The organism is Streptomyces zhaozhouensis, assembly GCF_900230195.1.
Taxonomy (GTDB): Bacteria; Actinomycetota; Actinomycetes; order Streptomycetales; family Streptomycetaceae; genus Streptomyces; species Streptomyces zhaozhouensis.
Genome location: NZ_OCNE01000006.1, coordinates 195,409 through 219,075 on the forward strand (window position 1 = coordinate 195,409; position 23,667 = coordinate 219,075).

The window sequence follows — 23,667 nt, forward strand, 5'->3', positions numbered from 1 at the left end:
CGGGCGTCGACGCGTCGACGTCCCGGCGCTGCCAGAAACCATTCGTTAGCGAGAGATCGGAAGAGACCATGACGAGCGCTCCGGCCACTCTGGAGAAGGAAGACCTGCGCGCCACCGTGGCCCAGGCCCTGGACGTGGAGGTCGCCGACCTCACGGACGACGCCAGCTTCGTTGACGACCTGGAGGTCGACTCGCTGATGGCGCTTGAGGTCGTGGTCGTGCTGGAGAAGAAGTACGGCGTCAAGCTCCCCCAGTCGGAGCTGAAGGAGATCACCACCCTCCAGACCGCCTTCGACCTGCTGAGCCGCAAGCTCGCCGGCTGATGGTCACCACGGACGCAGCCACCGCCCCCGCCGCCGGGACCGTGCCGTACGCCGGCCCGGTCGCCGGGCCGGTGCGGGTGCTGGCGCGGGAGACGGACGGTGCGGGCGGCACGGCGGTGGCCGCGCTCACGGTCACGGCCGGCGAGCCGGTACTGCCGGGCCACTACCCGGGTTTCCCGATCTTCCCCGGCGTCTGCCTGGTGGAGTGCGTCCGGCTGGCCGCCGAGGCCACGGCGCCCGCGCCGCTGGCCCCGGCGGACGGCGGCCCCACCGGGATGGCCGAGATCGAGTCCACCCGGTTCACCGGCCCGGTCTTTCCCGGCGACGAGGTGACGATCGCCCTCGACTGGCGGCGGAAGGCGACCGGTTGGCAGTGCCGGGCGGTGCTGACCGGCCCGCGCGGCGAGGCCGCGAAGGTCAGGCTGCGCTTCGAGCCTCCCGGCGGCGAGAAGTCCGGGGCCGACGGGCAGTCCCCCGGCGGCGAGAAGTCCCCGAGCGGCGAGGAGGGAACGGCGTGAGCGAGACCCCGCGCGCGGTCGGCGCGACGCAGGCCCAGATCAGGGCCAGGCTGCCGCACCGTTTCCCGATGCTGCTGGTCGACCGCGTCACCGAGGTGGTCCCCGGCGAGCGCCTGGTGGCACGCAAGGCCGTCACCTGCAACGAACCCTGGTACGCGGCGCTGGGCCCGGAGCACCCCGAGTCGGCGTTCGCCTACCCCCAGACCCTGCTCGTCGAGTCCTGGTGCCAGTCGGCCGGGGTGCTGGCGACCTGGGAGTCGCCCAACCCGGACGTGCTGACCGGCCAGGTGATGCTCTTCGGCGGGATGTCCGGCGTGGTCTTCCACGGCCCCGTACTGCCGGGCGACGTGGTCGAGCACGAGGTCCTGCTGAGTCGTTCCCTCGGCGACACCCTGATCTTCGAAGGCGTCTCGACGGTCGCCGGCGAGCCGGTGCTGACCGTGGAGCGCGTGGTGATGGCCCTGCGCCCGGCCGAGGCGCTGCGCCCCGCCGACCAGGACGCGACCGCGCCGGACTCCGCCGCACCGGACTCGGCAGCACCGAACGAACCCACCGCGCCGGCAGCGGCGTCCGCACAGACGGGAAGTAGCGCATGAGCACCACCGAGCGGCCCGTGGCCCTGGTCACCGGGGGCACCCGGGGCATCGGCCGGGCCACCGTGCTGGCACTGGCCAAGGAGGGCTACGACGTGGCCTTCTGCTACCGGTCGGCCGAGGACGCCGCCCTGCTCGTGGAGAAGGAGGCCGCGGAGCTGGGCGCCCGCACGCTGGCCCACCGCGTCGACGTCGCGGACGGCGCCGCCGTCCGGGCCTGGTTCGCCGCCGTCGAGGCCGAGTTGGGGCCGGTCGCCGCCGTCGTGACGGCGGCCGGCGTGACCCGGGACAATCCGCTGGTCCTGATGGAGGACGACCAGTGGCACGAGGTGCTGGACACCAACCTCGACGGTGTCTACCACGTCTGCCGCACCGCCTGCTTCGAGATGATGAAGCGCCGCGCGGGGGTCATCGTCAACATCTCCTCGGTCGCCGGCGTCTACGGCCAGGCCACCCAGACCAACTACTCGGCCTCCAAGGCGGGGATCATCGGCTTCTCCAAGGCGCTCGCCAAGGAGGTCGCGCGCAGCGGCGTGCGGGTCAACGTGGTCGCGCCGGGCTTCATCGACACGGACATGACCAGCTCGATGAACGACAAGGCCCGCAAGGAGGCCGTCGGCAAGATCCCGATGCGCCGCATGGGGCGGGCGGAGGAGGTCGCCGACATGGTGGCCTATCTGGTCTCCGACCGCGCGGCCTACGTCACCGGCTCGGTGCTCCAGATCGACGGGGGCATCACCCTCTGACCGCCGCCCGAGCCGAAGCCAGGGGACGGCCGCCCGCCGCCCCCGACGAAGAGACCTGGAGGAAGTGATGGCCAGACGGCCACCGCGTTGGTACTTCTCCTTCCGCAGCCCCTACTCCTGGCTGGCGTACCACGACCTGCTGACCCACTACCCGGACGTCGCCGACGGCGTCGAGTGGCTGCCGTTCTGGGAGCCGGAAGAGACGTTCGCCAAGGAGCTGGCCGGCGACGGCATCGCGCTGCCGTACGCCACCATGTCCAAGGCCAAGCACCTCTACATCCTTCAGGACGTGCGGCGGCTGACGGCCGAGCGCGGCCTGACGATGGTCTGGCCGATCGACCGGGAGCCGCGCTGGGAGGTGGCCCACCTCGCGTATCTGGTGGCCCAGGACGCGGGCCGGGGGCGGGAGTTCGTCGACGCCGTCTACCGCGCGCGCTGGGAGCGGGGACGGAACATCTCGGACCCGGCGACCATGGCCGAGGTCGGGGAGGAGCTGGGCCTGGACCCCGCGCCGCTGGCCGACGCGGCCGACGACCCGGAGATCCGGGAGCGTGGGCTGCTGGCGCTGCGCGCACTGGACCGGGACGACGTCTTCGGGGTGCCGTTCTTCATCCAGGGCCACGACAAGTTCTGGGGCGTGGACCGGCTGCCCGGCTTCGCCGCCGCGCACCGGAAGGCCGTCGAGCGCCGCAGGGAAGGGTGACCGTTTCTTTCTGGTCGCGCACTGTCGCGCTCGGCCGTGACCACAACAGAACAAGGCTTACCGAGAACTGCCCGTGACGGAAACGGAATACGACCGCTTGACGACCGGGTCCGGGTAAGACGGGACGGTCCGGTGACCCTCCCGTGAACCAGGACCACCCGTACCGCACTTCAGCGATTCAAGGAGAACGTTCCATGGCGACCAACCCGTTCGAGGACGACAACGCGAGCTACTACGTGCTGGTGAACGACGAGAACCAGCACTCGCTCTGGCCGGCCTTCGCCGAGATTCCGGCGGGCTGGACCACGGTGCACGGCCAGGACAGCCGCACGGCCTGCCTGGAGTACATCGACACCCACTGGACCGACATGCGCCCCAAGAGCCTCGCCGAGGCGATGGGCGACTGACCTGCGAGGCGGCGGTGGAAGCGCCGCGCAGCCGCACCGTGGCCCGGGCCGCGCGGGACCCCGCGAGGCCCGGGCCACGCGCCGTGCGGGATCCTGGGTACGAGCCCCGGGGGAACGGGCGGGCGTGGCCTCGCCGTTGTCCCTAAGGGCAAGGCCCCCTAAGGGCAACGACGGAAAGCCCCGGCAAGACGTCATTAAGAAGACACGGAGATGTCAACGCGGAGCAAAATTTTGCCGGTAGTTGTCACCCACTGTCTCGAAGCTGCCATTTCTATTGCGCGCTTCAACCATTCACTGCCATTGTGCCGGCATGTGGCGGACGGGTTTCCCGCATTCCGACCCACCGCGAGCCACCGGCAACACCACCCCAGGCGCGCCCCCGTTCGGGTCCAGCCGCAGAGAACTGACGAGGATTGAGATGGCGGACTACGCGCTCTCGTATCCGGAGGCCGGGTACGCGGACCTTCTCAATATGCTGGACATCCCCCATGCCCCCCTGACCGACCGCCTCCGGGAGGGCATGGACCGCACCGAGGCGCGGCTGCGCGCCTGCGTCACGGAGGCCACCGACCCGTTCGTCGTCACCACCGCCGGCCACCTGATCGAGGCCGGCGGCAAACGGCTGCGGCCCCTGCTCGTGCTGCTGGGCGCCGAGTTCGGCGATCCCGTGGGGGACCACCTGGTCGACGCGGCGACCATCGCGGAGCTGGTCCACGTCGCCTCCCTGCACCACGACGACGTGATGGACCGCGCCACCACCCGCCGCGGCCGCCCCACCGCCAACGCGTGCTACGGCAACGCGGTCGCCGTCTTCTCCGGCGACTGGCTGATGGCCAAGGCCGCGCGGATAGCCGCCGAGTTGGGCGACACCTCCGTGCGGCTGCACACCGAGACGATCGAGCGGCTGGTCGAGGGCCAGTTGCGGGAGCTGATCGGCCCCGGGCCCGACGACGACCGGCTCGCGTACTACCTGGAGGTGATAGCCGGCAAGTCGGCCGCGCTCATCTCCGCGGCCCTGCGCCTCGGCGCGCTGGAGGCCGGCGCCGGGACCGAACTCGTCGAGCGCGTCGGGGAGTACGGTGAGCAGCTGGGCATCGCCTTCCAGATCGGCGACGACCTGATAGACGTCACCTCGGCACAGTCCGACTCCGGCAAACAGCGGGGGCAGGACATCGCCAGCGGGGTGGTCAGCCTCCCGGTGCTGCTGGCGCTGGAGGACACCTCCCCGGCCAACGCCGAGCTGCGCGACCTGCTGACCGCGGGACCCGTGCCCGGCACCCCGGAACACACCCGCGCCGTCGACCTGTTGTGCGCCTCCGACGCCATACCCAGCGCACGGAAGGTGCTCGACGAGCGGCTCGCCAGGGCGCGACGGGTGCTCACCACGCTCCCCGACGACCACGCCGTGCGCGCGCTGGACTCGCTGTGCGACTACGTGTCGCGGCGCACCAACTGACCGAACCGAGCCGTGCGCGGCGGCGCCGCCCCGGTGCCCCACGGACGGCGCTGAACCCTCCGGGGGCGGCGCGAGGTATGCGGACCGTTCCGCTGGGTAAGGAGACTTCCGATGACCGTTGAGCCACAGGCCGCCGTCGAGCCGCAGGCCCGACCCACCGCCGCCGGGCGCGACCACCTCGGCGACCACGAGTACCTGGAGCTGCCGGAGCCGGGCACCGAGTGCGACGGCTGGGCCAACCTGCTCGCCGCCTACATCGACTCCCTGACGCTGACTCCCGGCGGGGACGAGGGACACGCGGGCGGTTGCGGATAACGCCCCAAGTGGCCGCTTCTCCCTCGCTCTTGGGCCGAGTTCAGGGAACCGGCCGGTAACTGTGACCTGTAGCGGACACAAGTGTGCCCACGGGCAACCCGCATCACACCTCCCGCCGTACTTTGTCGTGGACGGAGTGGACGGCCGCAGCACCCCGCGTGCCGTCCGGGGGACGCTCAGGGAGGTTGACGTGGGGGACGACACGGGGATCGGGCTCGGTCTCGACAAGCGCGCGGAGCTGGTCTACCGCAAGCTGCTGCTGGGCCCGCGATGGCGACCGCACGAACTCAGCCGTGACTTCGGCTGGCCCGAGGAAGAGATCAAGGCCATTCTCGCCACGCTGCGCGCCGACGGGCTCGCCAGCTCCTCCGGCGACGACCCGGAGGCGGTGCGCGGGATCGAGCCGTGCGTGGCCCTGCCCACCCTGCTGGCGCGGCGGATGCGCGAGGCCAACTCCGCCCAGGCGGGCCCGGTGATGGTGGAGCGCTTCGTGCGTCTCCACGAGCGGGCCACCGACCGGCTGGGCCCGGTCACCCACGGCACCAGCCGCGACGAGGCGTCGACCATGGTCGAGCGGCTGATCACCAGGGTCGAGAAGGACATCGTCTTCCTGGTCCCGGGCGGCAACGCCTCCGACCCGGCCGACGGCGCGTTCGAACTCTCCCGCCCCATCGCGGACATGGCGCTGCGGCGCGGCGCGACCGTCCGCTCGATCTGGGCCCCGTCGGCGCTGCGCTCGCCGGCCTGCGCGCGGCACGCCCAGTGGCTCGCCGAGCAGGAGATGCCGCCGCGTTCCGTCAGCCCGATCCCGATCCGCGCGATGATCATGGACGGCACCACGGCCGTGGTGGTCAGCGACGACAACCGGGCCCGCCTGGTCTGGGCGGCGCCCGAGCTGGAGTGGCTCAACTCGGTGGCCGACCGCCTCTGGGAGCGCGGAATGCCCGTGCGCCAGGCGGCGGGCCGCGCCAGCTACACCAAGACCCGCCGGCCGCGCTCGGAGATCGTGCTGCGGCTGCTGGCCGAGGGCCTGACGGACGACGCCATCGCCCGCCGCCTCGGCTGCTCGGTCCGCACGGTGCGCAACGATGTCGCGTCCGCGATGACCGCGCTGAACGCGCGCAGCCGCTTCCAGGCGGGAGTGCGCGCGATGCAGGTCGGCCTGATCTGACCTGACGCCGACCGCGGCCGACGACCTACCGGAAACGGGGGGTGGGTTGTCGGCCGCGCCGGCTGTGGCGGACGGCGCCGTATGGGGTAGGCGGCGTGACCGGGAGGCGCCGCGGCCTGTCCACTCCCACGCACACCCGGCGGGGCGAGGTGCCCGCCGGGCGCCACGGCACGTCAGGTCTCGCAGGCCACACCGTCGCCGTCGCGATCGAGGTGCCGGGCGTAGCCAGGTTCCCCGCGGTACAGCGGGGCGGCCCCGGCCGCGCGGACCGCGTCGCAGTTCTCGTAGTACGCCGAGCCGCCGTCCGAGTCGTCGTCACCCGAGCCGCCAGGACTCCCCGAACCACCGCTGTCGGAGCCACCAGAACCGCCGCCGCCCGTCGTGGGATCGGGGTCCGGCTGGGGTTCCGGTTCGGGTTCCGGCTCCGGCTCGGGCTCGGGATTGAGCCGTTCGTTGTCGGCCGCCGGGCAGTCGGTGCCGGGCTCGACCAGGGAGAGCCGCGCGGTCGTCGCTTCCCGCTCCGCGATCTGCCTTCCTGCCGCAGGGCGCTGGAAGCAGACGAGCCAGTCGTCGTACTCGTCCGGCAGCTCCACGTCGCGGTAGGAGCCGTGGCCCTCCACGTCGTTCAGCCCGACCTCGGCCAGACGCTCCACGGCCTCCGCGTAGTCCAGTGCGACGACGGAGGGCACCGTCGGCGTCAGCACGGCCAGGCCGTCCGCCGTCGGGCAGGGTTCGCCCTCGCGCACCGTCGCGAAGTCGATCCTCTCCCCCGGTATGAGTGGTTCGCCTGCCTCGGGAGTCTGGAAGCAGACGGTCCACTCCTCGGAGACGTTCTGTGTCGCGTCGCCCTCGGTGGCGTCATGGGAGGCGGTCTGGTACCCGGCCGCCTCCGCCGCCTCGCGGGCGACCGCCAGGTTCTGGCCGACATAGTCGGCCACCTCGCGCGGTGCCTCGTCGACCACCGCCTCGGTGTCGGCCGCCGCCGGGCTTCAGGCCGTGAGGCGGTGCAGGGCGGCGGTGGCGGGTGGGCCCCAGGTGGGTTTGCCGCCGGGGCGGCCCTCCAGTCCGGCCTGCGCGATCTGGAGCGCGGCCAGCACGCGCGCCAGCGCCCAGCCCCGGGCGCGGCGCACCGTCGCGTGGCCGGCGTCCGGCCGGTAGGCGGCGAGGAGCTCGTCGGCCGCGTCGTCAGGGAGCAGCAGCCAGGCGGCGGACAGGTCGTAGGCGGGGTCGCCCGCGCAGAGGTCGCCGAAGTCGACCACGCCGCAGAGCGTTCCCCGGGCCGTGAGGACGTTGGCCGGGTGCAGGTCGCCGTGGAGCCAGACGGCGGGGCCTGACCACTCCGGGGCGGCCAGCGCGTCGGCCCACAGCGCGCGGGCCGCGTCCGGGTCGGGGACCAGCCCCGCCGCGACGCCGGCGGCGAGGAAGTGCGCGAAGCCCGCCGCGTGTTCGGCCAGGGGCCCGCCCCGCTGCCGGCCGGCCGGCGCGCCCTCGGGGGCGGGCCGGTGCAGCGCGGTGAGGAACGCGGCCAGCGTCGCGGCCGCCTCCCGCCCCCGGGTCACCGGCGCCAGGTCGGCCGGCGCGCCCGGCACCCAGGTGGTGACGATCCAGGGCCGGGGGAAGCGCGGCGAGGGCTCGCCGAGCCGCCGTGGGACGGGCACCGGCAGCGGGAGCCGCTCGGCGAGCGCCGGCAGCAGCGCGAACTCCTTGCGCAGCAGCGCGTCGGCCGACTCCGTCGCCCAGGGCAGGCGCACCGCGAGGTCGTCGCCGAGCCGCCACAGCTGGTTGTCCCAGCCGCGCGCCCCCAGTTCCACGGGCAGGTCGGCCAGATCGGGGTGCTGCTCGCGCAGCAGCGCGGTGACCAGCTCGGCGGTGATCTCGGTGTCGGCGTGTGTCATGCCGGCCCACGGTAGCCGGGTGGCGCTCAGCCGGTGCGCTCAGCCGGTGGCGCTCAACCGGTGCACTCACCCCGTGCGCTCAACCCGGGCCCGCAGACCCGGAAGGTCAGCCCCTCAGGCCCGCGCAGCACCGCCTCCGGAGGGCGTTCCCCGCCGGGGAGTCGGGTGACGTCGCCGCGGCCGTCCCGTCGCACGCGGGCGACGAGCGCGTCCAGCGCGTCGACGGCGACGGCCAGTTCCCAGCGCGGCTCGGCGCCCGGTGCGCGCGAGGTGACGAACGCGGCGGCGCGCGGCGCGGAACCGGTCGTCCGCCGGTAGAACTCCCGGGCCTCGTCCGGACGTTCGCAGGCCAGCACCATGTGGTGCGGCGCCCCGGCGAGGCCCGGCGGCAGGCCGCCCCACCCGTCGGGCACGCGCGGCCGCCACAGCGAGAACGCCGCCCCCTGCGGGTCGACCAGCGTCGCCACGCGGCCCCGGTCGCCCGCGTCGAACGGCTCGACGACCACGCGCGCGCCGTGCGCGGTCGCCGTCCCGGCGCACCGGTCGACGTCGTCGACCGCCAGGTAGTAGGCGACATGGGCGGGTGTGCCCGGCGGATAGACCGGGTGGGAGAGGTCGCTCACGCCGCCGATCCGGTGGCCGCCCACCGAGATCACGGTGGCCCGGCGCCAGTCCGTCTCGTCCACCGCGAACTCCCAGCCGAGCGCCGGCGACAGGAACGCGGCGGCGCCGGCCGGGTCGGTGACCTTCAGGTCCATCCAGCGGAACCCGTGCGCCGGACCCGGGTCGTTCACGCGTGCTCCTCGACGTCGGCGTGGCAGCCGTGGCAGGAGCGGTCGCCCCCGTCGGCCGGGACGCCCACGACCGTGCCACCGGCGCGGGGAACGGGGCAACAGGCTTTCCCGCGCCAGGCGTCGCGGCCCTCCCTGACCGCCAGCGCGGCGATGACCAGGGCGGCGACCGGGTCGGCCCAGGACCAGCCGAGGGTGGCGTTGGCCACCAGGCCGACCAGCAGCACGGCGGAGAGATAGGTGCACAGCAGCGTCTGCCGGGAGTCGGCGACGGCCGAGGCGGAGCCGAGTTCGCGGCCGGCGCGGCGCTGCGCGGCGGAGAGGAACGGCATCAGCGCCAGGGAGAGCGCGGCGAGCACGATGCCGGGCGGGGAGGCGTCGGCCTCGTGGCCGCCGGCCAGTGTGCGGATCGCCTCGAAGGAGACATAGCCGGCCAACGCGAAGAACGAGCAGGCGATGACGCGCAGCGCCCGCGCCTCGCGGGCTTCCCGCACCGCGGGTTCGGCGGCCGAGAACTGCCAGGCGACGGCGGCGGCGGAGGAGACCTCGACCAGCGAGTCCAGTCCGAAGCCGACCAGCGCGGATGAGGACGCGAGCGCCCCCGCGGTGAGCGCGACGACCGCCTCGACCACGTTGTAGGCGATGGTGGCGGCGACCAGCCACCGGATGCGGCGGGTGAGGACGTCCCGGCGCGTCGGCGAGGGGCCGAGGGACAGCGGTATCGGTCCCGTCGCCATCAGCAGCAGCCCTTCTCCTCGGCCTCCGCGCAGCTCCGGTCGGCCGCGACCGCCACCACGGCGGCGCGCAGATCGTCCAGCGCGTGCCCGAGGCGTTCGTCGGCCAGCTCGTAGCGGGTGCGGCGCCCGACGGGAACGGCGACGACCAGGCCGCAGTCGCGCAGGCACGCCAGATGGTTCGACAGCCTCGGCCGGGAGATCCCCAACCGGTCGGCGAGATCGGACGGATGGGCCGGCGACTCGCGCAGCGCGAGCAGCAGCCGGCAGCGGATGGGGTCGGCCAACGCGCGGCCGAACCGCGTCAGCACCTCGATGTCGGAAGCGACGGTGAGCACCCGGCCCACGTTAGTACAGGAATCCCTGAATTCATAGAGTGCTGAACTATCAGGCCCCGGTCCCCGCCGTCCCCGCCGTCCCCGCCGTCCCCGTCGTTGCCGCCGTCCCCGCCGTCCCCGCGCTCCGGGGTGCCTCGGTCCGCGCCGCGCGGAAGCCGCGCAGGCGGAGGCTGTTGGTGACGACGAAGACCGAGGAGAGGGCCATCGCCGCGCCGGCGAGCATCGGGTTGAGCAGGCCGGCGGCCGCCAGCGGCAGGGCGGCGACGTTGTAGGCGAAGGCCCAGAAGAGGTTGCCCCGGATGGTGGTCAACGTCCGCCGGGCCAGGCGGATCGCGTCACCGGCGGCCCGCAGGTCGCCGCTGACCAGGGTCAGGTCGGCCGCCTCGATGGCGACGTCCGTGCCGGTGCCCATCGCCAGGCCCAGGTCGGCGGTGGCCAGCGCCGCCGCGTCGTTGACGCCGTCACCGACCATCGCCACAACCCGGCCCTCGGCGCGCAGCCGGGCGACCACGTCGGCCTTGTCGGTGGGCAGCACCTCGGCGATCACATGGCGTTCCTCGATCCCGACCTCACGCGCCACCGTGGCGGCCACCCGCGCGTGATCGCCGGTCAGCAGCATCGGCGTCAGGCCAAGCCGGCGCAGCTCCGCGACGGCGGCGGCCGACGTCGGCTTCACCGCGTCGGCGACCACCAGCACCCCGCGCGCCGCGCCGTCCCAGGCCACGGCGACCGCCGTGCGGCCCTCGTCCGCCGCCTCGACCATCGCCCGCGCCAGCTCGGGCGGCATGGCCAACTCCTCCTCGGCCAGCAGCCGTTCCCGACCGACCAGCACCGCGCGGCCCTCGACGACGCCCCGCACGCCGAGCCCCTCGACGTTGACGAACTCCTCCGGCGTCGGCAGCGCCCCGGAACGCTCCCGCGCCGCCTCGGCCACCGCGCGGGCGATCGGGTGCTCGGAGGCGTCCTCCAGCGCGCCCGCCAGCCGCAGCACCTCGTCCTCGCGCGCGCCGTCGGCCGCCACCACGGACAGCAGCGTCATCCGGCCCTCGGTGACCGTGCCGGTCTTGTCCAGCACGACGGTGTCGACCCGGCGCGTGGACTCCAGCACCTCGGGGCCCCTGATCAGCACGCCGAGTTGGGCGCCACGCCCGGTGCCGACCAGCAGCGCCGTCGGCGTGGCCAGGCCGAGCGCGCACGGGCAGGCGATGATCAGCACGGCCACCGCCGCCGTGAACGCCGCCGAGGCGCCCTCGCCGGTGCCCCACCAGAAGCCGAGGGTGCCCGCGCTGAGCGCGATCACCAGCGGCACGAAGACCCCGGAGATCCGGTCGGCCAGCCGCTGGACCCGGGCCTTGCCGTTCTGCGCCTCCTCGACCGTCCGCGCCATCCGGGCCAGTCGGGTGTCGGCGCCGACCCGGGTGGCGCGCACCACCAGCCGGCCGCCGGCGTTGATCGTCGCGCCGGTGACCTCGTCGTCGACGCCGACCTCGACCGGCACCGACTCGCCGGTGAGCATCGAGGCGTCGACCGCCGACGAGCCCTCGACCACCACCCCGTCCGTGGCGATCTTCTCGCCCGGCCGCACCACGAACGTGTCGCCGACGGCGAGCCGTTCGACCGGCACCCGCTCCTCGCGGCCGTCCACCAGCAGCCCGACGTCGCGCGCGCCCAGCTCCAGCAGCGCGCGCAACGCGGCACCCGAGCGGCGCTTGGCGCGAGCCTCGAAGTAGCGGCCGGCGAGCAGGAACGTGGTGACGCCGGCCGCCGCCTCCAGATAGATGTTGCCGCCGCCGTCGACCCGTTCGACCGTCAGCCGGAACGGGTGGGTCATCCCCGCCTCACCCGCCGTCCCGAAGAGCAGCGCGTACAGCGACCAGCCGAGCGCGGCCAACGTGCCGAGCGAGACCAGCGTGTCCATGGTGGCGGCGCCGTGCCGCAGATTGGTCCAGGCGGCGCGGTGGAACTGCCAGCCGCCCCAGAGCACGACGGGCCAGGCGAGGGCCAGGGAGATCCACTGCCAGTGGGTGAACTGCCAGGCCGGCACCATGGCCAGCGCGACGACCGGCACCGTGAGCACCACCGAGGCCAGCAGCCGCTGCCGCAGCGCGCGCAGCCGACCCTCCTCGGCGGGGTCGGCGGCCGGGTCGGCGCCCTCGTCCGCGGCGTCGGTCACGGGGGCGGGGGGCCGCGGCGGTTCCGCGGTGTAGCCGGTGGCCTCGACGCGGGCGACCAGGTCGTCCACCGTGACGCCCTCGGGGTAGCTGACGCTGGCCTTCTCGGTGGCGTAGTTGACCGTGGCCGTCACGCCGTCCATCTTGTTGAGCCGACGCTCCACGCGGTTGGCGCAGGAGGCGCAGGTCATGCCCCCGATGGCCAACTCGACCTGGTGCGTGGCGCCGGGCGCGGCGGTCTCGGTGCTGCTCATGGTTCCCTGCTTCTCTCCGTCGTCGTTCCGTGCGGGTCGTCGTTCCGTGCGTGGTCGCGGCCGCTTCCGTGCGGGCGCCCCGTCGCTTCCGTGCGGGCGCGCGGCGGGCGGGGCTCAGTGCCCGTGCTCGGTGCCGTGCTCGGGGGCGTCGGCGTCGGCGTCGGCGTCGGCGTCGGCGTCGACCCGGAGCGTGAACTCGGCGGTGCGCACCCGCCCCTCGTGCTGGAAGTCCAGGTAGAGGCGGTAGTCGCCCGCGCTGGGCACGGTGGTGCGGAAGGTGATCCCGGGCCCGGCCGGCGTCGTGCCGTCGCCGGGCTCGCCGCTCGGGTGCACGTGGAGGTAGCCGAGGTCGCCGGCGCGCAGCGCGACCAGATGGCCGTAGGCGCCGAGATAGGGCTCCAGGTCGGTGACCGGCTCGCCGTCCCTGCGGACGTCCAGCGTCAACGCGGTCTCGGCGCCGGCCCGCACCTCGCCGTCCGCCGCCTCCAGGGTGACGGTGTAGTCGTCGACGACGGCGGTCGCGGCCGGCTCCGGCAGCGGCGCGGGGGTGTGCGGGCCCGCGACGGCGAGGTCGGCGCCGAGGGTGAGGCCGTCCTCCTCCCCCTCGGGAAGGAAGTCGGCGAACATCCGGTACGAGCCGGCCTCGTCGAGGGTCAGCGAAACGGACCAGACGCCGTCGGGCCCCGACTCCGGGTGGAGGTGCTGGAAGCCGGTCAGGTCGCGGCGCACCACGATCAGATGCAGCTCCTTCTCGTGGCTGACCTGGAAGGAGGTGAGCGGTTCGCCGTCGGGTCCCTCGATCCGGAAGGAGAGCTCGGTCTCCTCACCCGCGGTCGGCGGCTCCTCGGGCGGGACCAGGGTGTAGCCGCGTTCCGAGATCTGGAGACCACCGGGCGCCGGATGCCCGCCGGCGCCCTCACCGTGCGCGCCCGGCTCGCGCTCGTCCCCGTGGTGGGCCGCGGGCGGCCGCTCGTCGACCGGGCTGCCGACCAGTCGGCCGACGCCGAACGCGGCGCCGAAGGTGAGGGCGACCCCCGCGCCGAAGGCGCCGACCCTGATCGCGGTGTTCATGCTGCTCGTCCCGTCTGCCGTCGCCTGTCCTGCTTCCCGCCCGCCGCCCGGTGGGGGCGGCGGGCCCTCAGTGGCAGCCGCCACCGCCGCAGCAGCCGCCCTCGGCCCCGGCCGGCGCGGCCGGCGTCAGCTGGTAACCCGCCTCGTCCACGGCCCCGGCCACCGCCGCGCGGTCCAACGGCGCCGCGCTGACCACCCGGAGCAGCCCGCTGGCCAGCTCCACGTGCACCTCGGCGACGCCGTCCAGCGCGCCGACCTCCTCGGTGACCGCGCTGACGCAGTGGCCGCAGGTCATGCCCTCCACGGTGTAGCTGCTCTCCACGGTGCCCGCGGTGGGTGCGCTCATGACGGATCTCCTGTCGCTCGGGCTTCTCAAGCCTCTCGGACCTCTCGGACCTCTCGGGCCCCTCGGTGTCGCCGGAGCACCCGGCGACACCCCCCATAGAATACCCCTGGGGGGTATAAGTCAAGCGCACCGCCGCCGACCCGGGCGACGACGCGCCCGTCGACAAGATACCCCCCGGGGGAATGGCGGGCGCGGGTAGGCTCGCCGGCCATGGACACTCCCCCCGCCCCCACCGGCTGGCGCCCCGCGCTCCGGGCCACCGGCCACTGCCTGGCCGGCTGCGCCGTGGGCGAGGTGTCGGGCATGGCGATCGGCACGGCGCTGGGCTGGACGAACGTCCCCACGCTGCTGCTGGCGATCGCCCTCGCCTTCGTCTTCGGCTACTCGTTCACCCTGCGGTCCGTGCTCCGCTCCGGACTCACCCTCGGCGCCGCGCTCGGCGTCGCCCTCGCCGCCGACACCCTCTCCATCGCGACGATGGAACTGGTGGACAACGCGGTGCTGCTCCTGCTCCCCGGCGCGATGGACGCCCACCTGGACGACCACCTCTTCTGGTGGTCCCTCGCCCTCGCCCTGGCCCTCGCCTTCGTCGCCACCGTCCCCGTCAACCGCCACCTGATCGCCCGAGGCCGAGGCCACGCGGTGGTCCACCGCCACCACGGGCGCTGACCGCGAGGCCAGGGTGGCGCCACCAGGGCCCGTCTCAGCGCGGCCTGCCTCTCCCCCGCCGTCCGGCGAAGACTCGTCGAGCCGGGCGCGGCTCGTGCCGCGCCCGACGAGACCCGAGCGGGACGAGACCAAGGGGGACTCATGACCACCAGCACCGAGACGCCCCGCCTGGCCGTGCTCACCGGCAGCGTCAGGGGAGAGCAGGTTCGGCCCGGTGGCCGCCACCTGGGCCGTCGAACAGGCCGAGGCGCACGGGGGATGCGAGGTCGATCTCGTCGACCTCGTCGACCTCGCTGAGACCGCGCTGCCGTTGGCGCTCGGCGCCGTGCCGCCGCTCCTGCACGAGGGCGACCTCGCCCACCGTGAAGACGTGCACGCAGCGGGGCACGGGCCCTCTGCCGCACGCCGGACAGGCCGACGGGCCGGTGCGGCGCACCGGCCCGTCGGGTGTCGCGGGTGTCGCGGGTGTCAGTGGTGTCGCGCGCGCCGCTGACGGGTGAAGAGGACCGCTGCCGTGCCCGTGCCGAGCAGCACGGCGGTGAGGGCGACCATGCTTCCGAGTCCGGACGTACCGGTCTGGGCGAGACTGCCGCCCGGTCCCGGTCGGTCCGGTGCCGGGGCGTGGGGCTCCGGAGCGTTGGGCTCCGGGTCCACAGGCTCCGCCGGGGGTCAGTCGGCTCCGCCGGGGGGTCAGTGGGCTCCGCCGGGGGTTCCGGCTCCGGGATGTGCACGCCGGCGTCGATCGTGTGATCGCCCCCTCCTGGTGTGTCCGGGGCGGTAACCGGGGCGTAGCCCTCGCAGAGCCGACCGGAGGTCGGCGGCGGCCGGCTGGCCCGGTACCTCACTGGTGTCCGCCGTGCAGACATCGAACCGCACGGTGTACTCGGCGCCCGGCGTCAGCTCGTACTCCGCGCCGACCCCGCCGAAGTAGTACTCACCGGCGGCATCGGTCGTGGTCGTGGCGACCTGCTCGCCATCGGCGTCCAGGAGACTGATCGTCGCCAGGAACGCGACCTGTGGCTGGCCGGCCCCCCGGCGGTCGCGGGCGGCACCCTGGCCGTCCTGCGGCGCATGGAGATCGACCTGACGCGGTTCGCCGCCCTGTCCGTCACCGAGCAGGAGGCGGTCTTCGGACGGCGCCGGGCCGGCGGCGAGCCCCTCTCCGGCGGCAGCGTCGACTCGGCCCCCGGACTCAACGCCAAGACGCCCGAGGGGCGCTATCTCGTCCCCGTGGACGCTCACGTACGCAGGGCGAACCCCACCGTGGTCGGCGTCGGCCACATGCTCCGCCGCTCCTACAGCATCGACGCCCCCGCCCCCGGTCTGCTCTTCATCAGCTTCCAGAACGACCTGCGGACCTTCACCGCCACGCTCGCCCGCATGGACACCTCCGACGCGCTGCTGCCCTTCACCACCACGACCGCCAGCGCGACCTTTCTGATCCTCCCCGGCTACACTCCGCAACGCCCGCTCGGCTCCGGCCTGTTCGGCTGACTCCTCCGCGCTCACCACCTGCGACCTCCGCCGCCGGACACGCCCCGCGCACCCGATCAGGCGGTGCCCGTCGCTCCGGCTGCCCGGCCGGCCTAGGTCGTCTCGTTTGGATTTTCGTGGATCAGGGCGCGGCGTCAGATGCGGTGCATCGCAAGGCGCCGGATCGCAGCTCATACTTGGTCGTATTCGCGCGATTCGGTAACGCAGCGAGGTGCCGTAGCTGGCGTCGCGCCCCCGCGAAGATCCAAACGAGGCGGCCTAACCCCCCTGCGCCGCGTGGGCGAACACCGCGCCGAGCCAGGTCCAGCCGACGACGATCGTCGCGCGCTGGACGAGACCGGCGCGCGGGTGGTCCTGCTCGAAGGTCTGGCCGAACGCCACGAAGCCCACGACCGTCGCGGCGGCGGTCAGGGCGGAGTACCACTTCCATCCGGTCCCGGGCAGCACGAAGGCCGCGACGACCGCCGCGACCGGGACAAGGCCGAAGACGAGCACGCCGGCCCAGTCGTGCAGCTTGTGACGCGACGACGTCTCCGCGGGCGTCTCGTCCGGGGTGCCGGGCGGGTACCCGCGCATCGCGTCCATCGGGAACACCCCCGAGGCGATCACCCCGATCCCGAACACCCCGACCACCACCGCGAGCGCCACGCTGTCCAGCTCGCCGGCCAGGGCGACCGACGCGCCGGTGATCATCAGACCGCACACCACGAAGTTGCCCGTCTGAAGCCAACCGCGCGACCCGAGCGCCAACGCGCTGACCGGGTGCCGCACCGGCCGGTAACCCGGCCGGGTCCAACCGTCCAGGACGAACGTCACGATGAACAGCCACGCCGCCAAGGCGCCACCCCACAGAAGCAACGTCACCGTGCCACCCCCGCCCGCGCGCACGGAGAGGACGGCCGCCCTCCCCGTGCCCCACGAATCACCCGAGTCCACCATGCGTGGCCCACGAACAGAGAGGATAGCCGAGGGAGTTGCCGATGCAAACGTTAACCCGACACCACACCGCGTCGCCAAGCCCACACATCCGCACGGGAGTTGAGGGGGCCATCCCGGCTTCGGCGTGCCGCCGGCACCGGGTTCAGGAAATCCCGTCGAACCAGTGGATGATCTCCGGGACGGCCGCCACGTGGGAGCCGATGTGGCGGGAGCCCTCGAAGTCGACCTCGCCGAGGTCGCGCCGGTCGGGGTCGACGCCGGCGGCGCGGAAGGAGGCGAGGCAGGCGTCCGTGTTCTCGTTGACCGCCTGCTCGTCGTCCGTGGCCTCCCAGAGGGTGAGCGGCGCCTCGGGGTCCCAGTCGGAGCAGACGCCGTCCAGCTCCGCGAGGGCGTCGGCCATCGCACCGGTCGGCTCGGCCAGCAGCCGGCGGCCCTCGTCCGTCAGCAGCTCGTCGAGGGAGCCCGGCAGGCCGGCCATGACCTCCTCGCCGGGGTGGTCGCCGCCGAACAGCTCCTCGACGGTGTCGGCGTACGGCGCGCGGAAGACGTCGGCCGGGGTCTCGTACACGTCGTGCAGCCGGTCGAACGCCACCAACAGGTACGCGCTGTAGGCCACCGCCCACTGCGGGGCGACCCGGCCGTCGAGGACGGCGGGCAGCTGGCTGGCGGCGAAGTCGTAGCCGCCGCTGACCGGGGCGAGCGCGCCGAGCCCGAAGTAGTCGTCGCCGCCGTCGCGCAGCTCGCGGCCGAGGCCGAGCGCCGCCGACGCGCCCTGCGAGAAGCCGGTCACCAGCACCTCGGGCGCCAGCTCCCGGCCCTCCTCGGACGCGAACGCGCGCGCCGCGCGCAGCAGGTCCAGCGAGGCGGTCGTCTCCGAGGGCACGTCCATCCAGGGGTGCGGCCCGGGGCCCTCGCCCATGCCCAGGTAGTCGGGGGCGACGGCCGCGTAGCCGGCCGAGGCGTAGGCGACGGGGGGCGCGGTGGCGAAGCCGCGGTTGACGGAGGGGGCCGCGCCCCGGTCGACCTCGGTGCCGTGCGCGTAGGAGACCGCCCGGAGCCGCTGCCCCGCGTCGCGGGGCAGCGCCAGCACCCCGCTGGCCGTGGTGGGCGCGCCCTCGGCGTCCACCGTGCGGTAGGTGAGCCGCCACAGGTCGACGCCGTGCTCGGCGTGGGAGGCGTCGAAGCCGTTTCCCGTCAGCTCGTCGGCCGCGGCCTCGCCGTCGGCCAGCGAGAAGAACGGCTCGGCGTCGACGAGCGCGCCGCGCTCCCCCGACTCCCTCGCGGTCGTCTCCGCCGGCCCCTCGTCGTCCTGTGTCACCGCCGCGACCACCGGCACCGCGCCGGCCACCGCGAGGCCCGCCGCCGCTGCCACGATCCAGGTCTTCCGCGCCCCGCGCATCCCCATCGTCCCCACCCGTTCGACGTACTCCGTACTCCTCCAGGCTGACGCCGGGGGCGGCGGGGCGCACGGGGTCCAGCGGGTGTCCGGGGGTGGGCCCAACCCCACCCCCGCGGGGTGGCGTCAGGCGGCCCCGAAGCTGACGGGGAGGTTCCGGTAGCCGTAGAGGAAGTTGGAACGGATCCGCTCCGGCGTGCCCACCAGCTCCATCGTGGCGACGTTCTCCCGTAGCTCGTCCAGGAGCGCCTTCAGCTCCTCGCGGCCGAGGAACGCGCCCAGGCAGAAGTGCGGGCCGTAGCCGAAGGTGAGGTGCTTGTTGGGGGTGCGGGCCAGGTCGTAGGTGAACGGGTCGGGGAAGACCGACTCGTCGAAGTTGGCCGAGGTGTTCCAGAGGGTGACGATGTCGCCGGCCGCGATCCGCTCGCCGCCGACCTCGACGTCCACCAGCGCCCGCCGCCCGAAGTGCATCGCGGGGGTCGCCCAGCGCAGCACCTCCTCGGTGGCGACGTTGGTGCTGACCTCGCCGGCCTTGAAGCGCCGCCACTGCTCGGGGTGCTGGATGAACGCCAGCACCGTGCTGATCGAGGAGACCCGGCTGGACTCGTCGCCGCCGAGGATCAGGCTGTAGCAGTTGAAGATGATCTCCTCCTCGCTCAGCCGCTCGCCGTCGATCTCGGCGGTGACCAGCGTGGACAGCACGTCGTCGCCGAGGTTGCGGCGGCGGTGGCGGGCCAGGTCGGAGAAGTAGAGCAGGATCTCGTTGCGGGCCATCACCTGGTCGTCCAGGGAGTCGTTCTCCGCCTCGGAGCTGAGGGTCTTCTTGTTCCACGCCAGCAGCTGCGGCCGGTCCTGCGGGGGTATCGCCATCAGGTCGCAGATGGTGCCCATCGGGATGTGCTCGGCGACCTCCCTGGCGTAGTCGAAGGAGTCCTTCGCGACGACCTGCCCGATCAGGTCGCTGGTGCGCTTGCGGACGCCGGCCACCACGTGCTGGAGGGCGCGCGGCGAGAAGGACTTGAGCATCATGTTGCGGATCGCGCGGTGGCGCGCGCCGTCGGTGACGGCGAGCATCTTGCCCGCCGCCGAGTCGCCGCCGGCGAGCAGCGTGGCGAGGACGTTGCCGCGCTCGGAGGTGAAGTTCTTGTTGTCCTTGTAGACGGACATCGCGTCGGCGTACCGGGTGACCACCCAGAACGGCGGCCGGCCCGGGGTCTCCGGGTGCCGGTGGACCGGCCGTTCGGCGCGGAAGCGGGCCCACATCTCGTGCAGGTCGTCCCGGACGAACGTGCCGGGGTCGGTGAGGTCGACCGTCAGCGGGTCGGGCGCCGAGGCGAGGTCGATGGTCGTCATGCGGACTGCTCTCCCGGGGTTCTGGTGGTCTGGTCGTCGCGTGCCGTCGGCGGCTGCTCGGCGGCGGGCCCCTGGGGGCCGGCGGCGGCACGCCGCTCGGACTCCTTGCGGATGCTCTGGAGCCACTCGATGCGGATTACCCCGCTGGGCAGCCGGATGACTTTCCAGTAGCGTGCGAACTTGCGCCTGGTCGCGTCGTCCGTGCTGATCACGCGCGTCTCGGTGGACAGTTCCCCGTCGTCCACACGGAAGTTGAAGGCGACCTTGTAGTGGCCCGGCTCGGTCAGCCGCTGGAAGCCGGTGAACGGGTCGTCACCCAGCGGGGACGGGCCCTTGTCGGAGCCGCCGGTGCGGACGGCGGCCCCGACGATCAGCTCGTCGTCGTCGCGGTGCAGCCAGCTGAAGCCGCCCGCGACCATGCTGTCCAGGAACGGGCGCTTGCCCTGTCCCCGCTTGGTGCCCAGGGTGCCGACCCGCATCAGCAGGTGCATCATCGGCAGGTCCTTGAACTGGAGTTCGCGGGCCGTCCGCAGCACCTCGGCCCGGGGGGCGCGCACGGGCTGGGTGTGCCGGTCGCGCACGTCCCACTCGGGGATGAGTTCGTCGAGTCGGGTGGCCGTCATGGCAGCTGCCTCGTTCCCTCTGGGTTCCTTCGACGGGGGTGTTTCCTGGGGTCGTTCTGTGGTGCGTCTCGCTGATGTGTGCGGAGTGGTACCCGCTGGCTCAGGGGGTGACCGGGCGGGTGCGGCGCTGGTAGTACCAGCTGGCGAAGGCGAAGAGGACGCCGCCGAGCATCCAGAACGGTTCGTAGACCAGCAGGCTGAACCGCTCCAGCCCCTCCAGCGGGGTGTCCCGCATGTCCAGCCAGAACTCGACGAGGCCGAACATCGCCGGGAGCGCGTGCACCACCATCAGCGCCGCGCAGCCCCAGCCGCCCAGCAGCAGCCAGAAGCGGCGGATGTGCAGGCCCCAGCGCTGCACCAGCGCCAGAGCCAGCGCGGCGCCGCCGAGGTTCATCGGGATCGCGATGATGTCGATGATGAACAGCGGCAGGTTGTCCCGCAGCGTCTCGCCCGGCGGCAGGCCGAACGTGCCGCCCAGCGCCCAGTAGGCGTGGAAACCGGCGAAGATCAGCATCCACAGGGCGGCCGTGTAGGCCCACCACTTCTCGCCGCCCGGGTCCCGCACGTGCTCGGGCGGGGTGGTGAAGATCCGGCCCGGCGCCTTGGCGCCCCTGGGCCTCTCGGCGGTGCTCGCGGTCATCGTGTGCGTTCCTTCGTGTGGGGGTGCTGGGTCGTGGCGGTCAACGGCGCGACGGGCGTGGTGCGCGGCTCACTCGCTGCCGTACCCCATCGGGCAGCCGTAGACCACGTCCCCGTCCCCCTCGGCCGACGGCTCGTTCGGCGTGCTGTACACGGCCGCCCTGGCGTCCTGGAGTTCGGGGAAGAACCACTGGTTCAGGGTCGACTGTAGGAACCCCGCGCCGGAACTGCCGGCGGAGCCGCGCCGGGTGCCGAGCATCCGGAAGACGATCAGCCAGTGGCGGTAGCGCCACTGGTGGAACATCGCGTCGTAGGACAGCAGCTCGTCGGCCGTGTCGCGCAGGTCCCGGTGGGCGTCGTCCGCCGTGTACAGCTGGTCGGCGGTGACGCCCCGGCGCTCCAGCAGCGCGGCGAAGGTCTCGCGCAGCGAGGGCTCCTCGAACCGGCGGCGCAGCCTGGCCAGTTCGTCCTCGGTGGCGCCGGGCAGCCGCAGATAGCGGGAGTCCTTGTGCCCGGAGACCATCTCCAGCTCGCGGAACTGCACGGACTGGAAGCCGCTGGCGTCCTCCAGCGTGAAGCGGAACTCGTTGAACCCGCCGGGGGTCATGGTGTCCAGCACGTCGATGTGGCCGAGCCAGAGGCGGGTGATCTCCCGCAGCCGGCGCAGCCCGGCGCGCGCCGTGGACAGCTCGCCGTCGGCGAGCCGGGTGCGCACGTGCTCCAACTCGTCGAGGGAGAGCGCGAACCACAGCTCGAACGACTGGTGGGTGATCTGGAAGAGCAGCTCGTCGTGGGCCTTGGTGGAACGGCCCTGCAGGGTCAGCAGCTCGGGCAGGCGCAGGAAGGAGCCGTAGGTGACGTCCTCCCGCTGCTCGGCCGGATCGGTCACGGGGTCGGTGACGGTGTCGGTCATGGTGGGTGTCCTCCCGGGTCAGCCGGCCGCGGCCGTCTGGTACTTGCGGACCGCGAGCGGTGCGACCACGGCGAGGATGGCGACCATCCAGACCACGCTCAGCAGCACCGGGTTCTCGGTGGGGAACGAGCCGCTGTTCGAGGCGGCCGGGTTGCCCCACAGCTCGCGGCAGGCGCCGACGATGGCGCTGAGCGGGTTCCACTCGGCGACGACCCGCAGCCAGTCCGGTAGACCGGTCAGCGGGATGAAGGCGTTGGAAAGGAACATCACGGGCATCAGCAGCACCGAGGGGACCGAGGCGGCGGTCTCCGCGTTGCCGACGGAGAGGCCGATCAGGGCGCCGACCCAGGCCACCGTGAAGCCGAAGAGGAGCAGCAGCGCGAAGCCGGCCGCCACCTCGAGGAAGCTGGTGTGGACGCGCCAGCCGATGGCCAGCCCGACGCCCGCCATCGCCACGCAGCTGAGCGCGCGCAGCACCATGTCGCCGACGGTGCGGCCGATCAGCACCGCGGCGTTGGACATGGGCAGCGAACGGAACCGGTCGATCAGCCCGTTCCGCAGGTCCTCGACCGCGCCGACCGCCGAGTTGGGGACGGCCGTCATCACGCCCTGCACGAAGATGCCGGCCATGATGAACTCCTCGTAGCCGCCGTTCGGCACCTCGATGACGCTGCCGAAGAGAAGGCCGAAGAGCAGGGCGAAGATCATGGGCAGCAGCACGGCGTTGACCAGCTTGCCCGGGGTGCGGATGAGGTGCCTCAGGTGTCGTTCCACACAGACGACGCCGTCCACGACCGCCGTGCTCATGCGGGACTCCTCTCGGGGGCGGCGGCCGACTGCTCGTCGGCCGTCCGGTTCTGGCCGGTCAGGCTGAGGAACACGTCGTCCAGCGAGGGGCGCCTGACCGCGAAGTCCACCACCGGGATACCGCTGCGCTGGAGCGCGACGGCCGCCTCCGCGACGTCCGTCATGCCCCGGGTGAGCTGCACGGAGACGCCGCGGCCGTCCTCGGCGAGCGTCGGCTGGGCCGCCGTGACCCCGGAGAGGGTGTGGGCGGCCATCGTCTGCTGCGCCGGGTCGCCGACCGTGACGTCCAGGCGGGCGCCGCCCACCTGGTCCTTCAGCTGGTCGGCGGTGCCCTCGGCGATGATCTGGCCCTTGTCGACGACCACGATGCGGTCGGCGAGCTGGTCGGCCTCCTCCAGGTACTGGGTGGTCAGCAGGCAGGTGACGCCGGCGGCGACCTGCTTGCGGATGATCGCCCAGAGCGTCTGCCGGCTGGCCGGGTCGAGCCCGGTGGTCGGCTCGTCGAGGAAGAGCACCGACGGCTGGTTGATCAGGCTGGCCGCCAGGTCGAGCCGGCGGCGCATACCGCCGGAGTACTTGCCGGAGGGCCGGGTGCCGGCGTCCACCAGGTCGAACTGGTGGAGCAGTTCGTCGGCGCGCAGCTTGGCCTGCTTGCGCGAGAAGCGTTGCAGCATCCCGATCATGACCAGGTTCTCCCGGCCGGAGAGCTGCTCGTCGACCGCCGCGTACTGGCCGGTCAGCCCGATGGCGCGCTGCACGTCCTTGCGCTGCTTGACCACGTCGAACCCGGCGACGCGGGCGAAGCCGGCGTCCGGGGTGAGCAGCGTCGACAGGATGCGCACCGTGGTGGTCTTGCCGGCGCCGTTCGGGCCGAGCACGCCGAGCACCTGCCCGGCGGGGACCGACAGGCTCAGCCCGCGCAACGCCTCGAAGTCGCCGTAGCGCTTGCGCAGGCCCTCCGCGTGGATCGCCAGTTCCATCACATCACTCCGTTCCTCTGCT

At 73.3% G+C, this 23,667-nt stretch carries 27 protein-coding genes and 1 pseudogene; 11 read left to right on the top strand and 17 right to left on the bottom strand.

Annotation, left to right across the window (positions count from 1 at the left end; genetic code table 11):
• The first annotated feature begins 68 nt into the window (after window positions 1-68).
• The 9 genes from CRP51_RS11830 (at window position 69) to CRP51_RS11870 (ending at window position 6,232) form a co-directional block, all read left to right on the top strand.
• Window positions 69-323 carry an acyl carrier protein gene (locus CRP51_RS11830; protein ID WP_097231058.1) on the top strand — a complete coding sequence of 85 codons (255 nt, stop codon included), beginning with the start codon at window positions 69-71 and terminating at the stop codon, window positions 321-323.
• On the top strand, window positions 323-841 hold the full coding sequence (locus CRP51_RS11835; RefSeq protein ID WP_097231059.1) for a 3-hydroxyacyl-ACP dehydratase FabZ family protein: 519 nt from the start codon (window positions 323-325) through the stop codon (window positions 839-841). Before CRP51_RS11830 ends, CRP51_RS11835 begins: the two co-directional genes overlap by 1 nt.
• Complete coding sequence (locus CRP51_RS11840; protein ID WP_245880532.1) at window positions 838-1,437, top strand: 3-hydroxyacyl-ACP dehydratase FabZ family protein; 600 nt, start codon at window positions 838-840, stop codon at window positions 1,435-1,437. Before CRP51_RS11835 ends, CRP51_RS11840 begins: the two co-directional genes overlap by 4 nt.
• Window positions 1,434-2,180 (top strand): 3-oxoacyl-[acyl-carrier-protein] reductase, encoded by a 747-nt coding sequence (gene fabG, locus CRP51_RS11845; RefSeq protein WP_097231060.1) that lies wholly within the window; start codon window positions 1,434-1,436, stop codon window positions 2,178-2,180. The genes CRP51_RS11840 and fabG overlap by 4 nt, the downstream gene beginning before the upstream one ends.
• A 67-nt stretch (window positions 2,181-2,247) precedes the next feature.
• A complete protein-coding gene (locus CRP51_RS11850) occupies window positions 2,248-2,883 on the top strand; it encodes a 2-hydroxychromene-2-carboxylate isomerase (protein ID WP_097231061.1) in 636 nt (211 codons plus the stop codon).
• 194 nt (window positions 2,884-3,077) lie between these two features.
• A complete protein-coding gene (locus CRP51_RS11855; RefSeq protein ID WP_097231062.1) occupies window positions 3,078-3,290 on the top strand; it encodes an MbtH family protein in 213 nt (70 codons plus the stop codon).
• Between the two features lie 418 nt (window positions 3,291-3,708).
• Window positions 3,709-4,746 (top strand): polyprenyl synthetase family protein, encoded by a 1,038-nt coding sequence (locus CRP51_RS11860; RefSeq protein ID WP_097231063.1) that lies wholly within the window; start codon window positions 3,709-3,711, stop codon window positions 4,744-4,746.
• A gap of 111 nt (window positions 4,747-4,857) precedes the next feature.
• Entirely contained in the window at window positions 4,858-5,061 is a 204-nt protein-coding gene (locus CRP51_RS11865) for a hypothetical protein (RefSeq protein ID WP_097231064.1), read from the top strand.
• Window positions 5,062-5,251: 190 nt separating this feature from the next.
• On the top strand, window positions 5,252-6,232 hold the full coding sequence (locus CRP51_RS11870) for a helix-turn-helix transcriptional regulator (protein WP_097231065.1): 981 nt from the start codon (window positions 5,252-5,254) through the stop codon (window positions 6,230-6,232).
• Between the two features lie 173 nt (window positions 6,233-6,405).
• Here the strand turns inward: CRP51_RS11870 and CRP51_RS28315 are convergent, their stop codons facing one another.
• The 8 genes from CRP51_RS28315 to CRP51_RS11910 form a co-directional block, all read right to left on the bottom strand.
• Window positions 6,406-7,194: an excalibur calcium-binding domain-containing protein gene (locus CRP51_RS28315; protein ID WP_107500841.1), complete on the bottom strand. Its 789-nt coding sequence runs from the start codon at window positions 7,192-7,194 to the stop codon at window positions 6,406-6,408.
• A 27-nt stretch (window positions 7,195-7,221) separates the two neighbouring features.
• On the bottom strand, window positions 7,222-8,127 hold the full coding sequence (locus CRP51_RS11880; protein ID WP_097231066.1) for an aminoglycoside phosphotransferase family protein: 906 nt from the start codon (window positions 8,125-8,127) through the stop codon (window positions 7,222-7,224).
• A gap of 53 nt (window positions 8,128-8,180) precedes the next feature.
• Complete coding sequence (locus CRP51_RS11885) at window positions 8,181-8,921, bottom strand: VOC family protein (RefSeq protein WP_097231067.1); 741 nt, start codon at window positions 8,919-8,921, stop codon at window positions 8,181-8,183.
• On the bottom strand, window positions 8,918-9,655 hold the full coding sequence (locus CRP51_RS11890) for a cation efflux transmembrane domain-containing protein (protein WP_097231068.1): 738 nt from the start codon (window positions 9,653-9,655) through the stop codon (window positions 8,918-8,920). Before CRP51_RS11890 ends, CRP51_RS11885 begins: the two co-directional genes overlap by 4 nt.
• On the bottom strand, window positions 9,655-9,990 hold the full coding sequence (locus tag CRP51_RS11895) for an ArsR/SmtB family transcription factor (RefSeq protein WP_097231106.1): 336 nt from the start codon (window positions 9,988-9,990) through the stop codon (window positions 9,655-9,657). Before CRP51_RS11895 ends, CRP51_RS11890 begins: the two co-directional genes overlap by 1 nt.
• Window positions 9,991-10,039: 49 nt before the next feature.
• Window positions 10,040-12,415, bottom strand: coding sequence for a heavy metal translocating P-type ATPase (locus tag CRP51_RS11900; protein WP_097231069.1), 2,376 nt, complete (start codon window positions 12,413-12,415; stop codon window positions 10,040-10,042).
• Window positions 12,416-12,529: 114 nt separating this feature from the next.
• Window positions 12,530-13,486 (bottom strand): DUF8832 domain-containing protein, encoded by a 957-nt coding sequence (locus CRP51_RS11905; RefSeq protein ID WP_097231070.1) that lies wholly within the window; start codon window positions 13,484-13,486, stop codon window positions 12,530-12,532.
• 67 nt (window positions 13,487-13,553) lie between these two features.
• The gene (locus tag CRP51_RS11910) at window positions 13,554-13,832 is read right to left on the bottom strand and encodes a heavy-metal-associated domain-containing protein (RefSeq protein ID WP_097231071.1); all 279 of its coding nucleotides are present in this window, start codon (window positions 13,830-13,832) and stop codon (window positions 13,554-13,556) included.
• Between the two features lie 210 nt (window positions 13,833-14,042).
• Between CRP51_RS11910 and CRP51_RS11915 the strand changes: the two genes are divergently transcribed.
• Window positions 14,043-14,501, top strand: a complete 459-nt coding sequence (locus CRP51_RS11915) for a DUF4396 domain-containing protein (protein WP_097231072.1) — start codon at window positions 14,043-14,045, stop codon at window positions 14,499-14,501.
• Between the two features lie 190 nt (window positions 14,502-14,691).
• Here the strand turns inward: CRP51_RS11915 and CRP51_RS28810 are convergent, their stop codons facing one another.
• Window positions 14,692-14,889, bottom strand: coding sequence for a hypothetical protein (locus CRP51_RS28810; RefSeq protein ID WP_170970518.1), 198 nt, complete (start codon window positions 14,887-14,889; stop codon window positions 14,692-14,694).
• Between the two features lie 602 nt (window positions 14,890-15,491).
• Here CRP51_RS28810 and CRP51_RS11930 point away from each other — a divergent pair.
• Window positions 15,492-15,995 (top strand): annotated as a pseudogene (locus tag CRP51_RS11930) (Dyp-type peroxidase); the annotation flags it as partial.
• 258 nt (window positions 15,996-16,253) lie between these two features.
• Here the strand turns inward: CRP51_RS11930 and CRP51_RS11935 are convergent.
• The 8 genes from CRP51_RS11935 to CRP51_RS11970 form a co-directional block, all read right to left on the bottom strand.
• Window positions 16,254-16,859 carry a DUF998 domain-containing protein gene (locus tag CRP51_RS11935; RefSeq protein WP_097231107.1) on the bottom strand — a complete coding sequence of 202 codons (606 nt, stop codon included), beginning with the start codon at window positions 16,857-16,859 and terminating at the stop codon, window positions 16,254-16,256.
• A 217-nt stretch (window positions 16,860-17,076) separates the two neighbouring features.
• A complete protein-coding gene (locus tag CRP51_RS11940) occupies window positions 17,077-18,339 on the bottom strand; it encodes an acetylxylan esterase family protein (protein WP_097231073.1) in 1,263 nt (420 codons plus the stop codon).
• A gap of 117 nt (window positions 18,340-18,456) precedes the next feature.
• Window positions 18,457-19,683 (bottom strand): cytochrome P450, encoded by a 1,227-nt coding sequence (locus tag CRP51_RS11945; RefSeq protein WP_097231074.1) that lies wholly within the window; start codon window positions 19,681-19,683, stop codon window positions 18,457-18,459.
• Entirely contained in the window at window positions 19,680-20,306 is a 627-nt protein-coding gene (locus CRP51_RS11950; RefSeq protein WP_097231075.1) for a hypothetical protein, read from the bottom strand. The genes CRP51_RS11945 and CRP51_RS11950 overlap by 4 nt, the downstream gene beginning before the upstream one ends.
• Before the next feature lie 100 nt (window positions 20,307-20,406).
• On the bottom strand, window positions 20,407-20,946 hold the full coding sequence (locus CRP51_RS11955) for a DUF3995 domain-containing protein (protein ID WP_097231076.1): 540 nt from the start codon (window positions 20,944-20,946) through the stop codon (window positions 20,407-20,409).
• 69 nt (window positions 20,947-21,015) lie between these two features.
• Window positions 21,016-21,858 carry a tryptophan 2,3-dioxygenase family protein gene (locus CRP51_RS11960; protein ID WP_097231077.1) on the bottom strand — a complete coding sequence of 281 codons (843 nt, stop codon included), beginning with the start codon at window positions 21,856-21,858 and terminating at the stop codon, window positions 21,016-21,018.
• A gap of 18 nt (window positions 21,859-21,876) precedes the next feature.
• Window positions 21,877-22,665: an ABC transporter permease gene (locus CRP51_RS11965; RefSeq protein WP_097231078.1), complete on the bottom strand. Its 789-nt coding sequence runs from the start codon at window positions 22,663-22,665 to the stop codon at window positions 21,877-21,879.
• The gene (locus CRP51_RS11970; RefSeq protein WP_097231079.1) at window positions 22,662-23,645 is read right to left on the bottom strand and encodes an ATP-binding cassette domain-containing protein; all 984 of its coding nucleotides are present in this window, start codon (window positions 23,643-23,645) and stop codon (window positions 22,662-22,664) included. Before CRP51_RS11970 ends, CRP51_RS11965 begins: the two co-directional genes overlap by 4 nt.
• Between the last annotated feature and the right edge of the window lie 22 nt (window positions 23,646-23,667).

What these genes read in the sequence shown, in the direction of transcription:
- CRP51_RS11960 (WP_097231077.1), bottom strand. Translation starts at nt 21,858, where the DNA reads ATGACCGACACCGTCACCGACCCCGTGACCGATCCGGCCGAGCAGCGG.
- CRP51_RS11945 (WP_097231074.1), bottom strand. Translation starts at nt 19,683, where the DNA reads ATGACGACCATCGACCTCGCCTCGGCGCCCGACCCGCTGACGGTCGAC.
- CRP51_RS11965 (WP_097231078.1), bottom strand. Translation starts at nt 22,665, where the DNA reads ATGAGCACGGCGGTCGTGGACGGCGTCGTCTGTGTGGAACGACACCTG.
- CRP51_RS11880 (WP_097231066.1), bottom strand. Translation starts at nt 8,127, where the DNA reads ATGACACACGCCGACACCGAGATCACCGCCGAGCTGGTCACCGCGCTG.
- CRP51_RS11955 (WP_097231076.1), bottom strand. Translation starts at nt 20,946, where the DNA reads ATGACCGCGAGCACCGCCGAGAGGCCCAGGGGCGCCAAGGCGCCGGGC.
- CRP51_RS11900 (WP_097231069.1), bottom strand. Translation starts at nt 12,415, where the DNA reads ATGAGCAGCACCGAGACCGCCGCGCCCGGCGCCACGCACCAGGTCGAG.
- CRP51_RS11830 (WP_097231058.1), top strand. Translation starts at nt 69, where the DNA reads ATGACGAGCGCTCCGGCCACTCTGGAGAAGGAAGACCTGCGCGCCACC.
- CRP51_RS11910 (WP_097231071.1), bottom strand. Translation starts at nt 13,832, where the DNA reads ATGAGCGCACCCACCGCGGGCACCGTGGAGAGCAGCTACACCGTGGAG.
- fabG (WP_097231060.1), top strand. Translation starts at nt 1,434, where the DNA reads ATGAGCACCACCGAGCGGCCCGTGGCCCTGGTCACCGGGGGCACCCGG.
- CRP51_RS11940 (WP_097231073.1), bottom strand. Translation starts at nt 18,339, where the DNA reads ATGGGGATGCGCGGGGCGCGGAAGACCTGGATCGTGGCAGCGGCGGCG.
- CRP51_RS11905 (WP_097231070.1), bottom strand. Translation starts at nt 13,486, where the DNA reads ATGAACACCGCGATCAGGGTCGGCGCCTTCGGCGCGGGGGTCGCCCTC.
- CRP51_RS11915 (WP_097231072.1), top strand. Translation starts at nt 14,043, where the DNA reads ATGGACACTCCCCCCGCCCCCACCGGCTGGCGCCCCGCGCTCCGGGCC.
- CRP51_RS11835 (WP_097231059.1), top strand. Translation starts at nt 323, where the DNA reads ATGGTCACCACGGACGCAGCCACCGCCCCCGCCGCCGGGACCGTGCCG.
- CRP51_RS11865 (WP_097231064.1), top strand. Translation starts at nt 4,858, where the DNA reads ATGACCGTTGAGCCACAGGCCGCCGTCGAGCCGCAGGCCCGACCCACC.
- CRP51_RS11970 (WP_097231079.1), bottom strand. Translation starts at nt 23,645, where the DNA reads ATGGAACTGGCGATCCACGCGGAGGGCCTGCGCAAGCGCTACGGCGAC.
- CRP51_RS11950 (WP_097231075.1), bottom strand. Translation starts at nt 20,306, where the DNA reads ATGACGGCCACCCGACTCGACGAACTCATCCCCGAGTGGGACGTGCGC.
- CRP51_RS11860 (WP_097231063.1), top strand. Translation starts at nt 3,709, where the DNA reads ATGGCGGACTACGCGCTCTCGTATCCGGAGGCCGGGTACGCGGACCTT.
- CRP51_RS11855 (WP_097231062.1), top strand. Translation starts at nt 3,078, where the DNA reads ATGGCGACCAACCCGTTCGAGGACGACAACGCGAGCTACTACGTGCTG.
- CRP51_RS11890 (WP_097231068.1), bottom strand. Translation starts at nt 9,655, where the DNA reads ATGGCGACGGGACCGATACCGCTGTCCCTCGGCCCCTCGCCGACGCGC.
- CRP51_RS11850 (WP_097231061.1), top strand. Translation starts at nt 2,248, where the DNA reads ATGGCCAGACGGCCACCGCGTTGGTACTTCTCCTTCCGCAGCCCCTAC.